Source organism: Histidinibacterium aquaticum (assembly GCF_008710275.1).
GTDB lineage: Bacteria > Pseudomonadota > Alphaproteobacteria > Rhodobacterales > Rhodobacteraceae > Oceanicola > Oceanicola aquaticus.
Window position 1 is genome coordinate 712,722 of record NZ_VYQE01000002.1, and the last position, 12,714, is coordinate 725,435.

Here is a 12,714-nt window from a genome sequence, read left to right on the forward strand (position 1 = left end):
TCTCATGGCCCATCGCGCGGCGAAGGGCAACGCGCCACTGCCCTTTCGCCCGCCGCCCCATGGTCTATAGGCTCTGGCACGGAAGAACGGGAGGACCACCATGACCGCGACGGCCGATCAGCTCATCGACCAGCTCACCCTCGAAGAGCAGGTCTCCCTGCTCTCGGGCGAGGATTTCTGGTCGCTCCCGGCCGTCCCCCGGCTCGGCATCGGCAAGCTCCGCGTGACCGACGGCCCCAACGGCGCGCGCGGCTCAGGCTCGCTCATCGGCGGCGTCACCGCGGCGGCCTTCCCCGTGGGCATCGCCATCGGCGCGACCTGGGACCCGGCCCTCGCCCGCGAGATCGGCTCGGCCATTGCCGAGGAGGTCCGCTCCAAGGGGGCGCATGTCTCGCTGGCGCCCACCGTCAACATCCATCGCTCCGTCACCAATGGCCGCAACTTCGAGTGCTATTCCGAGGATCCCGCGCTCGCGTCGGCCCTCGCGGTGGGCTACATCCGCGGCCTGCAATCGCAAGGCGTTGCCGCCACCATCAAGCACTTCGCCGGCAACGAGAGCGAGATCGAGCGGACGACCATCGACTCGGTCATCCCCGAGCGCGCCCTGCGCGAGATCTACCTCCGCCCCTTCGAGGCCGCCGTGAAGGAGGCCGGGACCTGGGCGGTCATGTCCTCCTACAACAAGCTCAACGGCACCTATGCCGCCGAGAACCGCTGGCTGCTGACCACGGTGCTGCGCGGAGACTGGGGCTTCGACGGCGTCGTCATGTCCGACTGGTTCGGCTCCCGCACCACCGCGCCCACCGTCAACGCCGGGCTCGATCTCGAGATGCCCGGCCCCACACGCGACCGGGGGGCGAAGCTGCTTGCCGCGGTGGAGACCGGCGAGGTCGCCCGCGCGACCGTCCGGCAGAGGGCCCTCAACGTCCTCCGGCTGATGGAGCGCACCGGGGCCCTAGAGGATAGGGGCTCCTTCGAGGAGCGCGCCGAGGACCGCCCCGCGCATCGCGCCCTCATCCGCCGGGCCGGGGCGGCAGGATGCGTCCTGCTGAAGAACGAGGGCCTCCTGCCTCTGCCCGCCGAGCCCGGCCGCCTCGCGGTCATCGGGCCCAACGCACGCACGGCCCGGATCATGGGTGGCGGCTCGGCCCAGCTCAATCCGCACTACAGCGTCTCCCCCTGGGAGGGGCTGGCGGCCCGGCTCGGGGAGGCGCGCCTCGACTACGCTCCCGGTTGCGACAACCACCGCTGGGAGCCGCTTCTTCGGACCGCCCTCACCGCCGAATACTTCGACAACACCGAGCTCTCCGGCGCGCCCGTCCACGAGGAAGAGCTGGACGAGGCCCAGGCCTTCTGGGTGCCGCCCATCGCCGGGGGCAAGGTCACGCCCGGCGCCTTCTCCGCCCGTCTGACCGGCACCTTCACCGCGGAGAGTTCCGGCCTGCACCGCTTCGGGCTTCATTCCGCCGGCTACAGCCGCCTCTACGCCGACGGTGCGCTCGTCGTCGACGCCTGGTCCAACTGGCAGAAGGGACGCACCTTCTTCGAGGAGGGCTGCGACGAGGTCACCGGGGACCTCGAGCTGGAGCGCGGGCAGACCGTCGAGATCACCATCGAGTTCGCCGCCCGCCCCGGCGACAACCTCCACCTCTCGGCCTTCCGCGCGGGCATCGGCCGCCCCCTGGGCGACGCCGAGATCTCCGCCGCCGCCGAGGCCGCCCGCGCTGCCGACACGGCGCTCGTCTTCGTCGGCCGCTCCGGCGAATGGGATACCGAGGGCTCCGACCTCGAGGACATTGCCCTGCCCGGCCGCCAGGACGAGCTCGTCGCCGCCGTCGCCCGGGCCAACCCGCGCACCGTCGTCGTCCTGCAGACCGGCGGCCCGGTGGAAATGCCCTGGGCAGGCGACGTCGCCGCGATCCTGCAGGCCTGGTACCCCGGCCAGGAGGCAGGCAGCGCGATCGCCGACGTGCTCTTCGGCGACGCCGAGCCCGGGGGCCGCCTGCCCCAGAGCTTCCCGGTCCGCTGGTCCGACAATCCGACCGCAAGCGACGACCCCGAGGTCTACCCCGGCAAGGACGGCCAGGTGCGTTACGCCGAGGGCCTCTTCATCGGCTACCGCCACTACGAGGCAAAGGGCATCGCCCCCCTCTACCCCTTCGGCCACGGCCTCTCCTACAGCACCTTCGCGCTCTCCGGCCTGACCGCCGAAACCGCGACCGGCGGCGCCATGGCCCGCATCACCGTGGAGAACACCGGCCCGCGGCACGGCACGACCGTGGTTCAGCTCTACGTCGCCCCGCCGGAGATGGCGGAGCGTCCGCTCAAGACCCTCGAAGCCTTCGCGAAGCTCGACCTCGCCCCCGGCGAGCGCCGTGAGATCCACCTGACACTCCCGCCCCGCGCCTTCGCCCGCTTCGACGGGGACGCACAGGGCTGGATCATCGACCCGGGCCGATACCGCCTGATGGCGGGCCTTTCCGCCACCGACATCCACGAAACCATGGAAATCGAGATGCAGGCGGCGACCCTCCCTCTCTGATGCCCTCTTCTGGGCGGAAATATCCCGGGGGAGATCGCGGCCCCGGGCCGCGATCGGGGGCGGAGCCCCCGCACCGCCCGGCCTCGCCGCAGGCGGGGCCGGGCTGATATAGCGCGGCCGCCAGGCCGCACCGCATCCTCAGAGAGTGACGGCCTGCCCGGTCTCCGCGCTCGTCTGTGCCGCGAGGCCGATTTCCACGGCGCGCGCACCGTCCTGCCAGGTGACGTCCACTTCGCCCTGCCCGCGCACCACCGCGAGGAAGCGCTGGTGCTGGAAGAAGGTCGAGCCGTTGTGGTCACCGGCCTCGAGCAGCGCCGGATCGACGGGGATCTGGCTCTCGATGGGGCCCTTCGGCGCCCGCGGACTCTGGATCAGGCGCGGCACCGGGGCGGGTCCCAGCTTGGACGGCCAGAACCGGCCGGGCCCCGGCACATGGCATTCGATCTTGCCGCGCGGCCCCACGGCGCTGATCTCCTCCTGGTAGCGCGAGCCCTCGGCGAACATGCAGAGCTCCAGCATCGCCCGCGCGCCGCCGGCGAAGTCGAGAATGACGTAGCCGTTGTCCCAGACGTCGGGCACCCGGCCCGAATAGAGCTCGTCGCGGTGGTTCAGCGTCTGCCCGGCGCTCGCCATGACACGCACCGGCTCGTCCTTCAGGATCAGGCGCATGAGGTCGAAGAAGTGACAGCACTTCTCAACCAGCGTCCCGCCGGTATTGGCGTTGAACCGGTTCCAGTTGCCGATCTTGGGCAGGAAGGGAAAGCGGTGCTCGCGGATGCTGAGCATCGAGATCCCGCCCGTTGCGTGGTCGGCCTGGTCCACGAGCGCGGCGATGGGCGGCATGTAGCGGTACTCCATCGCGACCCAGAGCGCGGGCAGCGCGGCAGCGATCTCGGGCAGAGCGGCGCGATCCTCGGGATCGGTGAAGAGCGGCTTCTCGCAGAGCACGGGCAGTGGCCGGCGCGCGGCGATGGCGCGGAGCTGGTCGACGTGCAGGTGGTTGGGGCTGACGATCACCAGCGCATCGAGCCCCTCGAAGGCCAGCAGCGCGTCGAAGCTGTCGCAGACCGCCGTCTCCTCCCGGGTCAGCGCCGCCGCGCTTTCGGCCAGCTCCCGGACCGGATCGTAGACCGCGGCCACCCGGGCGCCCTGCAGCAGCATGATATTCTGGATATGCTCGCGGCCCATCATGCCGCATCCGATGATCCCGTAGTTGACGACGTCCATCCCTATGCCTTTCCCATGCGCGACACGTAGCGGCAGCGGGCCGCGTCGTACCAGGTGCGCGAGGCCTCGACCCGGGCGCCGTCCTGCGCCCGGCTCAGCCGCTCCACGTAGCCGCAAGTCTCTCCGGGCCTCAGCCCGGACCGTTCCGGCGCCCAGTCCGGGGCGGGCGCGAGGCCCACCTCGTCCGCGACCGCCGTGATCGTGATCCCCAGTGCCCTGCGGTAATGCAGGTAGAGCGATTCCGACAGGTCCCCGGCCTCGAGCCGCGGGGCCCGCGAGGCGCAGAGCCAGATTTCCTCGAGAGCCACCGGCGTCCCGTCCAGCGAGCGCAGTCGCCGGATCCGGTGCGCCTCTGGCCCTTCGCCGAACTCCGGCAGGTCCGAGGGCTTCGCGAGCCGGGTGACGTCCAGAACCGCCGCCGTGGGCAGGCCGCCGCCGCCCGGCCGCTCCAGCCGGAAGAATCCGTAGACCGAGGCCGGCGCGTCCTGCGCGCGGATGTAGTTGCCGGACCCCTGGATGCGCCGCAGGAGCCCCGCCTCCGCCAGCCGGTCCAGCGCCTTGCGCAGGGTGCCCACCGAGACCCCGAGCTCGGCCGCGTACTCCCGCTCCGGCGGCAGCCGCGTCCCGTCCGCGAGGCGTCCGGCGGCGATGTCGCGGATCAGCATTTCCGCGATCTGGACATATCTGGGAAGCGAGGGGCCATCCATGGCGCTGCCGTCCGATTCAGAATTGATACATCATTGATGCATGTCAAACCCCGTGCTACGCAACCTTTGTGGTTAGCGCAAGCAAGAGGGAATCGATGACCGTCGTACCCGTGACATCCGCCGATCTCGATGCAGCCGAGGTCTCGTGGTTCGCCGCCCTGTGTTCCGACGACTACCGGAAGCTCGGCGTGCCGGAGGGCGACCTGCGCTCGTCCTTCGAACATTGCCGCGACATCACCCTGACGGCGGAGAAGCAGGGCTTCCGCAACATTCTCTGCCCCTCCTCGTACCAGGTCGGCCAGGACACGCTCTCATTCGTCGCCGGCATGGCGCCCCTGACCGAGAGCATCAACATGCTGGGCGCGATCCGCTGCGGCGAGATGCAGCCGATCATGCTGGCGCGCACCGTCGCCACGCTGGACCACATGCTCAAGGGTCGGCTGACTCTCAACGTCATTTCCTCTGACTTCCCCGGCGAGAAGGCCGACAGCGCCTACCGCTACCAGCGCTCGCGCGAAGTGGTGGAGATCCTCAAGCAGGCCTGGACGCAGGACGAGATCAACTACACCGGCGAAATCTATGATTTCAAAGGTCTTTGGACCGATCCCGCCAAGCCCTACCAGCAGAACGGCGGCCCGCTGCTCTACTTCGGCGGCTACAGCCCCCACGCGCTGGAGCTTTGCGGCCAGCACTGCGACGTCTACCTGATGTGGCCCGAGCCCGAGGAACAGCTCGCGCAGCGCATGAAGGACGTCCATCAGGTTGCTGAAAAGTATGGAAGAACGCTGGACTACGGCCTGCGCGTTCATACCATTGTCCGCGACACCGAGGCCGAGGCCAAGGAATATGCCGAGTACCTGGTGAGCGAACTCGACGACGAGCTGGGCACGCTGATCCGCGAGCGCGCGCACGACGCCTCCTCGCTCGGTGTCAGCCACCAGGCCCGTGCCCGCGAACTCGCCGACCAGTACGGCTATGTCGAGCCGCACCTCTGGACCGGCGTCGGCCGCGCCCGCTCGGGCTGCGGGGCGGCGCTCGTGGGCTCGACCGACCAGGTCCTCAGCAAGATCGAAAACTACAAGAAGATGGGCATCCGCGCCTTCATCTTCTCGGGCTATCCCCATATCGACGAGGCCGAGCATTTCGGGAGCCGCGTGCTTCCGGAGTTGAAAACCTGCTCGCTGCCCCATGTCTACGACCGGGTGCCCTCGGGCACGCCCGTCACCCCTCTCGGTAACGGAGAACGCAAGTAAATGAACCGCGTGCGGATCACCGACGACCTCGACTTTTCCCGCATCGTCTACGGCATGTGGCGGCTGGGCGACGACAGTGACACCAGCCCCGAGACCGTGCGCGACAAGATCGCGGGCTGTCTCGACCAGGGCATCACCACCATGGACCAGGCCGACATCTACGGCGGTTACATGGCGGAGGAGATTCTCGGCAACGCGCTCACGCCCGAGCTGCGCAACCGGATCGAGGTCGTGACCAAGTGCGACATCGTGATCGACGCGGGCCGCCACGCCGGTGCCCGGGTCAAGCACTACGACACCTCGCGGGCCCATATCGAAGGCTCGGTCGACGCCTCGCTGAGGCTCATGGGCCTCGATGCCATCGACCTGCTGCTGATCCACCGGCCCGACCCTCTGATGGACCACCACGAGACCGGGCGCGCGCTCGACGATCTGGTCCGTGCCGGCAAGGTCCGCGCCGTGGGCGTGTCGAACTTCCGGCCCTGGGACTGGGAGCTGCTGCAGTCGGCGATGGAGACCTCTCTGGTGACCAACCAGATCGAGCTGAGCCTCGCCGCGCACGAGCCCTTCACCAACGGCGACCTGGCCTTCCACCAGCGCCACGGTCACCCGATCATGGCCTGGTCGCCCCTCGGCGGCGGCAGCCTGATGACCGGTGACGGGCCCGTCGCCACCATTCTCGACCGCGTGGCGGGAGAGCAAGGCGTCGACCGTGCCGCGGTCGCGACGGCCTGGCTGCTCGCTCATCCCGCCGGCATCCTGCCCGTCATGGGCACCAACAACATCAACCGCATCAAGAGCTTGTCGGACGCCCTGAAGGTGGACATGGACCGCCAGACCTGGTTCCAGCTCTACGAAGCTGCACTGGGGCGCGAGGTCGCCTGATGGACGGAGGGCTGCACGCGATGGCCGATATCGACCCAACCGTGGATGCCCGCGCCTTTCGCGATGCCCTCGGCTCCTTCGCGACCGGGGTGACCGTCGTGACCGCCCGGGGCGAGGAGGGCCCCGTCGGGATCACGGCCAACAGCTTCGCCAGCGTCAGCCTCGATCCGCCGCTCGTGCTCTGGTCGCCGGCCAAGCAGTCAAGCCGCTTCCCCGCCTTCCGGGCGGCGGAACACTACGCGATCCATGTTCTTGGCGCCCACCAGCAGGGCATCTGCGACGGCTTCGTCCGCGCGCGCGATGCCTTCGAGGGTACCGACTGGACCGAGAGCCCGGAGGGCGTTCCGCTCCTGCCCGGCTGCCTCGCGCGCTTCGAGTGCCGATTGGAGGCGGCACACGACGCGGGCGATCACGTCATACTCGTGGGGCGCGTCCTGCGCGCGGCCCACGGGACCGGCGAGCCGCTCCTGTTCCAGGGCGGCCGCTTCGCACAGTTCGGGGGTTGATCCCGCCCCCACGGCGATAAACGCTGAAGTTTCACGGGACGACGCCGGCACGCCGGCGCGGGATCAGGGAGGAGGCCCATGCGGGCGTTGTTGGGAGTGCTGTGGCCGCTCGAGCGGCTGAACAGCGGCCTCTTGGCCGTCGGGCGGATCATTGCCGTGATCGCCCTCGCGGTCATGGTCTGCCTGATCCTGGGTCAGGTCTTCTTCCGTTACGTGCTGAACGACGCGCCCAACTGGACCGAGGAGGGCGCGCGCTTCGGGATGATCTGGCTCGTCGGCCTCATGGCCCCGCTTGCCTATCGCCAGGGGGGCTTCGTCGCCATCGACATGCTGGAACGCGCCCTGCCCGGCCGCGCCGCCGGTCTGCTGACCCTGGTGCTTCTTGCGATCTCGGCCTGGGTGCTGCTGATCCTCTGGGACAAGGGTCTCAACAACCACGTCGACAGCCTGTCGGGCCGAGGATGCTCGTCCAGCCTGCGCTGGCCCTTCGGGATCGAGATAGGCAAATGCGGCAACCGGTTTCAGAACAGCTACCAGTACGCGGGGCTCTGGGTCGGGGTGAACCTGCTGATCCTTGTGAACGTCGAGCTCATCCTGCGCCAGATCGTGACGCTGCTGGGCGGCGGCGACAAGCTGCGCGACCTCACAACCACCGACATGGCCGGAGCCGAGTGAGATGCTGATCTGGTTCCTGCCCCTCTTCCTGGTGCTGATCCTGGTGGGCCTGCCCGTCGTCTTCGCCCTTCTGGCGGCGCCCTTCGCGCTGCTCGTGGCCGACGACCAGGCGCGCCAGCTCTCGGTGCTCTACCGCAACCTCTACACCGGCATGGACAGCTTCCCGCTGATGGCGCTGCCCTTCTTCATGCTGGCCGGCGAGATCATGAACCGGGGCGGCATCACGACCCGGCTCGTGGAGTTCAGCCAGGCCTTCATGGGCCACCTCCGCGGCGGCCTCGCCCACGTCAACATCCTGAGCTCCATGCTCTTCGCCGGTCTCTCGGGTTCGGCGGTGGCGGATACCTCCGCACTCGGCTCGACACTGATCCCGGCGATGGAGAAGAACGGCTACACCCGCCGCTTCGCCGCCGCGGTGACGGCGGCCTCCTCGGTCATCGGGCCGATCATCCCGCCCTCGGGCATCATGATCATCTACGCCTACGTCATGGGCGAGAGCGTCGCCGCGCTCTTCCTCGCGGGCATCGTGCCGGGCGTCATGGTCGGTGCGGGACTGATGGTCATGGTCCGGCTGCTCGCAGACCGATACGACCTGCCGAAGGCCGAGCGCATCGTCCACGCGAACCAGCAGATCAGCGGCCTAGAGTACTGGGTGAGCTTCGTGCTGCTGCGGCTCAATCTCGGCGGCCTGCTGACGGTGATCCTGAACGCCGCCCTGCCCGACAGCATCAACCCCTGGATCAACTTCGCCGTGGCGCTGCTGGTCGCGCACATGCTGCTGCTGGCCTATCGCAAGCGGGTGAGCCACGACTTCCGCGTCATCTGCAAGAAGGCGGTCGCCCCCCTGCAGACACCGATCATCATCCTCGGCGGCATCCTGATCGGCGTCTTCACCCCGACCGAGGCCTCCGCCATCGCCGTCGCCTACGCGCTCATCGTGAGCTTCTTCGTCCTGCGCTCCATGCGCCTGCGCGACCTGACGGGCGTTCTCAGCCGCTCGGCGCTTGCGACTTCCGCCGTGCTGCTGCTCGTGGGCGCGGCGGTGAGCTTCAAGACGGTCGTCTCGCTGTCCTACGCGCCGCAGATCCTCACGGACGCGATCCTCGGCCTTTCCGAGAACCCGCTGATCCTGCTCTTCCTGATCAACGTGCTGCTCTTCGTCGTCGGCATGTTCCTCGACGCGGGACCCGCGATCATCATTCTCGGCCCGATCCTCGGTCCCATCTTCACCGAGCTCGGCGTGCACCCGGTCCACTTCGCCATCATCATGTCGGTGAACCTGACTGTCGGTCTCGCGACGCCGCCCATGGGGCTGGTACTCTTCGTGGCCTCGACGGTCAGTCGCGAGAAGGTGGAGACCATCGCCAAGGCGATCCTGCCCTTCCTCGCGGTGGAGATCTTCGTGATCTTCCTCGTCACCTACTTCCCCGCCTTTTCCATGACGATCCCGCGTCTCACCGGGTTCGTCCAATGACCACCAGCAACAGGGAGAGAAACATGCTGAACGGTCTCAAGACGGCGGCGCTCGCCGCGCTCGTCGCGGGCAGCGCGAGCCTCGCCACCGCGCAGGAATACACGCTGCGCGCCACCGCCAACTCCAACGAGAACGACGAGGACTACGACGGTCTCGTGGTCTTCAAGAACTACGTCGAACAGGCCTCCAACGGCGCCATCGAGGTCGAACTCTTCATCGGCACCCAGCTCTGCTCCACCGGCGCGGAGTGCCTCGAGGGCGTCTCCGAAGGCTCGATCGACATCTACATCTCCACCTCCGGCGGCGCGGCGGGGATCTTCCCCTACGTGCAGGTTCTCGACCTGCCCTACGTCATGACCTCCGACCGCGTGGCCGAGGCCGTGCTCTCCGGTGACTTCGTCCGCACCATGCGCGACATGGCGCTTGAGGACTCCGGCGACACCGTGCGGCTCATGACCATCGGCAACACTGGCGGCTGGCGCAACTTCGCCAACACCCAGGGCACGGTGGAAGTCCCCTCCGACCTCGAAGGCATGAAGATCCGCACCGTGGTCGCCGACCTGCCGCAGGAGCTGGTCTCGACCCTGGGCGCCTCGCCCACGCCGATCCCGTGGCCCGAGCTCTTCACCTCGCTGCAGACCGGCGTGGTCGAAGGCTCGAAGAACGGCATCACCGACATCATGGGCATGAAGTTCCCCGATGCGGGCCTGCAGTACCTCACGCTCGACGGCCACGCCTACATGGGCGCCCTGTGGTGGATGAACAACGAGACGTTCATGTCCATGCCCGAGGACCTGCGCCGCGTCGTCGTGGACGGCTTCTACCAGCTCCAGCAGGCCACTTTCGCCTCGCCGAAGCGCAAGTCGATCCAGGCCTACCAGGACTTTGCCGAGGCCGGCGGTGAGATCTACGTGCCCACGCCAGAGCAGATGCAGACCTGGGCCGAGGCCGCAGCTCCCGTTCAGGACTGGTTCCGCGAGAACGTCGACGGCGGCCCGGAGATTCTCGACGCCATGCTCGCCGCGGTCGAAGAGGCCGAGGCCGACATGGAAAGCGACTACGAGGCCGACCTCAACTGATCCCCGGCTCCGGCCGGATCGCGGGCGCCCCTCGGGGCGCCCGTTCTCGTTTCCGGGAAATGACGGCCCCGGGATTTGCCTTCCGCCGCCCTCATGACGCCACGAAGTCGCGGCAGGCTCCCGTGCCATGACCCCACTGCGTCCCCTCGCCCTGCTCTTGGCCGCCGGCCTCGCCACCTCGGCGCCGGCCGCCGCGCAGGACCTGCGCAGCGCCTTCTATTCCCTGCCCCGTGCGGACCGCATCGCCCTGCAGGAAGCCCTGGGGGAAACCGACCTATACGCGGCGACGATCGACGGGCTCTGGGGGCCGTCCACCGCCGAGGCCGTGGAGGCGGCGCAGGACAGCCTCGCCTGGCCCGGTTACCTGCGCCGCGCCCGGGACGAGGGCGAGACCAACGAGATCGCGATCCTGCTCGACTACGCGCGCTCGCGACGCCTCGCCGCGAGCCTGCCGACACTCCGCTGATCGCTCCTAGCGGAAGGGATACATCCAGACGCGGTAGTCCTCGACCAGCCGCTCCGCCCGCGCCCGTTCCTCGTCGGTGAGCCGCGGCGTGATCTGCTCCAGCGAGTCCAGCGCGTCCTCGTCCCCGCCGATGGCAGAGAGGGCGTACCAGAGGTAGGCCCGCACCATGTCCGGCGCGGGGATGCCCCGGCCCACCTCGTAGTACCAGCCCAGGCCGGACTGCGCCCCTGGATGGCCCTTCATCGAGGAGCGCAGGTACCAGTCGAAGGCCCGCTCGTCGTCGCGCTCCACGCCGAGGCCCATGGCATACATCACGCCGATCAATTCCTCGGCGTCGGCGTTGCCCGACCGGGCGAGCGGCCGAAAGACCTCCATCGCCGCGTCGAAGTCGCCCGCCTCCATCAGGTCCCGCCCCTCCTCGACCGTCGGAGTCTGCGCCATCGAAGGGGTTGAGCCCAGGGCCCAAACTGCCACAATCGCCGAAAGGCCCAGGGGGAGGAGGTGCCGGAATGAAGCTGTCATGGGCGGTCTCCTTGGCAATCGTCTTCGCGGCGCCGCTTTCCGCCGACCCGCTCGGGCCGGAGGATTTCATCGCGGTCGACCCGGCGCAAGCGGAGCTCGGGCAGCTGCTCTTCTACGACAAGATTCTCTCGGGCAACCGCAACATCTCCTGCGGGACCTGCCACCACCACGAGTTCGGCGGCAGCGACGGCCTGTCCCTCGGGATCGGCGAAGGTGGCGAGGGTCTCGGCCCCGCGCGCAGGCCCGGCACCGGCGACGCGGCGATCCCGAAGCGCATCCCGCGCAATGCCTCGGCGCTCTGGAACCTCGGCCACGCCTCCGTCGACACCCTCTTTCACGATGGCCGCCTCTCGGTCTCCGACCGCTTCGGGAACGGCTTCGACAGCCCGGCAGAGGAATGGCTGCCCGAGGGCCTCGACCACGTTCTCGCGGCTCAGGCGCTCTTCCCCATGACCTCGCAGTTCGAGATGGCGGGCAACCCCGGCGAGAACGAGATTGCCGTGCTGATCCATGACCGGATCGACCGGGCCTGGCCGGTGCTGGCGAAGCGGGTGCGGACGATCCCCGAATACGGAGAAATGTTCGTCAAGGCCTTCGACCATATCGACCGCGCCGACGAAGTGACCATCGTCGAGATCGGCAACGCCCTGGGCGCCTTCATCGCCTCCGAGTGGCAGAGCTACGACAGCCCCTACGACGCCTGGTTAGCGGAGGGCACGGCCCTGCCCGAGGCCGCGGAGCGCGGACGGCAGCTCTTCTTCGGCTCCGCCCGCTGCGCGACCTGTCACTCCGGCCCGCTCTTCACCGACCAGGACTTCCATGCGCTCGGCCTCCCCGCCTTCGGCCCCGGCCGGACCCGGCGCTTCGATCCCATGCCCCGCGACGTGGGCCGCATGGGGGAGACCGACCGGCTGGAGGATGCCTATGCCTTCCGCACGCCTTCGCTCCGCAACGTCGCGCTGACCGCGCCCTACGGGCACAACGGGGCCTATCCGACGCTCGAGGAGATGATCCGTCACCACAGCGACCCGGAAACGGGCCGGGACCGGTGGCGCCCCGAGATGGCGAAACTGCCCGAAGTGCCTTGGCTCGCCGCCGGAGACTTCGCGATCCGCGAGGACCGGTTCGAGATGGCCCGACAGGCACGCGCCGTGGAGCTGCGGGGCCTCGCCCTCAGCGCGACCGAGATCTCCGACCTAGTCGCTTTTCTCGAAGCCCTGACCGGTGAAACGGCGCAGGACCGCCCCCTCGGCGTCCCCGACCGCGTCCCGAGCGGCCTCCCCGTCGACCGCCCGTAGGGTGGGTTTCCAACCCACCGCCTCCCAACCGAAGCCGCCGCCCCGTAGGGTGGGTTTCCAACCCACCACCGTCACCAAAG

12 protein-coding genes are annotated in these 12,714 nt (G+C 68.9%); 9 read left to right on the forward strand and 3 right to left on the reverse strand.

Annotated features, from left to right (window positions below):
* The first annotated feature begins 100 nt into the window (after positions 1 to 100).
* A complete protein-coding gene (locus tag F3S47_RS08900) occupies positions 101 to 2,542 on the forward strand; it encodes a beta-glucosidase family protein (RefSeq protein ID WP_150444886.1) in 2,442 nt (813 codons plus the stop codon).
* Between the two features lie 138 nt (positions 2,543 to 2,680).
* On the opposite strand, the gene F3S47_RS08905 is transcribed toward F3S47_RS08900, so the two are convergent.
* Both F3S47_RS08905 and F3S47_RS08910 read right to left on the reverse strand, forming a co-directional pair.
* Complete coding sequence (locus tag F3S47_RS08905; RefSeq protein WP_150444887.1) at positions 2,681 to 3,769, reverse strand: Gfo/Idh/MocA family protein; 1,089 nt, start codon at positions 3,767 to 3,769, stop codon at positions 2,681 to 2,683.
* Between the two features lie 2 nt (positions 3,770 to 3,771).
* Entirely contained in the window at positions 3,772 to 4,476 is a 705-nt protein-coding gene (locus tag F3S47_RS08910; protein ID WP_150444888.1) for a GntR family transcriptional regulator, read from the reverse strand.
* A 95-nt stretch (positions 4,477 to 4,571) separates the two neighbouring features.
* Between F3S47_RS08910 and F3S47_RS08915 the strand changes: the two genes are divergently transcribed.
* From F3S47_RS08915 to F3S47_RS08945, 7 genes are all read left to right on the forward strand, one after another.
* The gene (locus F3S47_RS08915) at positions 4,572 to 5,729 is read left to right on the forward strand and encodes an LLM class flavin-dependent oxidoreductase (protein WP_150444889.1); all 1,158 of its coding nucleotides are present in this window, start codon (positions 4,572 to 4,574) and stop codon (positions 5,727 to 5,729) included.
* Positions 5,730 to 6,614: an aldo/keto reductase gene (locus F3S47_RS08920; RefSeq protein WP_150444890.1), complete on the forward strand. Its 885-nt coding sequence runs from the start codon at positions 5,730 to 5,732 to the stop codon at positions 6,612 to 6,614.
* Positions 6,614 to 7,120 carry a flavin reductase family protein gene (locus F3S47_RS08925; protein ID WP_150444891.1) on the forward strand — a complete coding sequence of 169 codons (507 nt, stop codon included), beginning with the start codon at positions 6,614 to 6,616 and terminating at the stop codon, positions 7,118 to 7,120. The genes F3S47_RS08920 and F3S47_RS08925 overlap by 1 nt, the downstream gene beginning before the upstream one ends.
* A gap of 78 nt (positions 7,121 to 7,198) precedes the next feature.
* On the forward strand, positions 7,199 to 7,795 hold the full coding sequence (locus tag F3S47_RS08930; protein ID WP_150444892.1) for a TRAP transporter small permease: 597 nt from the start codon (positions 7,199 to 7,201) through the stop codon (positions 7,793 to 7,795).
* A 1-nt stretch (position 7,796) separates the two neighbouring features.
* Positions 7,797 to 9,269, forward strand: coding sequence for a TRAP transporter large permease (locus tag F3S47_RS08935; protein WP_150444893.1), 1,473 nt, complete (start codon positions 7,797 to 7,799; stop codon positions 9,267 to 9,269).
* Between the two features lie 23 nt (positions 9,270 to 9,292).
* Positions 9,293 to 10,348, forward strand: coding sequence for a TRAP transporter substrate-binding protein (locus F3S47_RS08940; RefSeq protein WP_150444894.1), 1,056 nt, complete (start codon positions 9,293 to 9,295; stop codon positions 10,346 to 10,348).
* Between the two features lie 127 nt (positions 10,349 to 10,475).
* Positions 10,476 to 10,814, forward strand: a complete 339-nt coding sequence (locus tag F3S47_RS08945) for a peptidoglycan-binding domain-containing protein (protein WP_150444895.1) — start codon at positions 10,476 to 10,478, stop codon at positions 10,812 to 10,814.
* Positions 10,815 to 10,820: 6 nt separating this feature from the next.
* Here F3S47_RS08945 and F3S47_RS19360 read toward each other — a convergent pair whose 3' ends face one another.
* Positions 10,821 to 11,255 carry a tetratricopeptide repeat protein gene (locus F3S47_RS19360; protein ID WP_223877780.1) on the reverse strand — a complete coding sequence of 145 codons (435 nt, stop codon included), beginning with the start codon at positions 11,253 to 11,255 and terminating at the stop codon, positions 10,821 to 10,823.
* A 68-nt stretch (positions 11,256 to 11,323) separates the two neighbouring features.
* On the opposite strand from F3S47_RS19360, the gene F3S47_RS08950 reads away from it, so the two are divergent.
* On the forward strand, positions 11,324 to 12,634 hold the full coding sequence (locus F3S47_RS08950) for a cytochrome-c peroxidase (protein WP_191090120.1): 1,311 nt from the start codon (positions 11,324 to 11,326) through the stop codon (positions 12,632 to 12,634).
* The last annotated feature ends 80 nt before the right edge of the window (positions 12,635 to 12,714 follow it).

Excerpts from the sequence above, each read along its gene's own strand:
- F3S47_RS08900 (WP_150444886.1), top strand. The coding sequence starts at position 101 with ATGACCGCGACGGCCGATCAGCTCATCGACCAGCTCACCCTCGAAGAG.
- F3S47_RS08905 (WP_150444887.1), bottom strand. The coding sequence starts at position 3,769 with ATGGACGTCGTCAACTACGGGATCATCGGATGCGGCATGATGGGCCGC.
- F3S47_RS08910 (WP_150444888.1), bottom strand. The coding sequence starts at position 4,476 with ATGGATGGCCCCTCGCTTCCCAGATATGTCCAGATCGCGGAAATGCTG.
- F3S47_RS08915 (WP_150444889.1), top strand. The coding sequence starts at position 4,572 with ATGACCGTCGTACCCGTGACATCCGCCGATCTCGATGCAGCCGAGGTC.
- F3S47_RS08920 (WP_150444890.1), top strand. The coding sequence starts at position 5,730 with ATGAACCGCGTGCGGATCACCGACGACCTCGACTTTTCCCGCATCGTC.
- F3S47_RS08925 (WP_150444891.1), top strand. The coding sequence starts at position 6,614 with ATGGACGGAGGGCTGCACGCGATGGCCGATATCGACCCAACCGTGGAT.
- F3S47_RS08930 (WP_150444892.1), top strand. The coding sequence starts at position 7,199 with ATGCGGGCGTTGTTGGGAGTGCTGTGGCCGCTCGAGCGGCTGAACAGC.
- F3S47_RS08935 (WP_150444893.1), top strand. The coding sequence starts at position 7,797 with ATGCTGATCTGGTTCCTGCCCCTCTTCCTGGTGCTGATCCTGGTGGGC.
- F3S47_RS08940 (WP_150444894.1), top strand. The coding sequence starts at position 9,293 with ATGCTGAACGGTCTCAAGACGGCGGCGCTCGCCGCGCTCGTCGCGGGC.
- F3S47_RS08945 (WP_150444895.1), top strand. The coding sequence starts at position 10,476 with ATGACCCCACTGCGTCCCCTCGCCCTGCTCTTGGCCGCCGGCCTCGCC.
- F3S47_RS19360 (WP_223877780.1), bottom strand. The coding sequence starts at position 11,255 with ATGGCGCAGACTCCGACGGTCGAGGAGGGGCGGGACCTGATGGAGGCG.
- F3S47_RS08950 (WP_191090120.1), top strand. The coding sequence starts at position 11,324 with ATGAAGCTGTCATGGGCGGTCTCCTTGGCAATCGTCTTCGCGGCGCCG.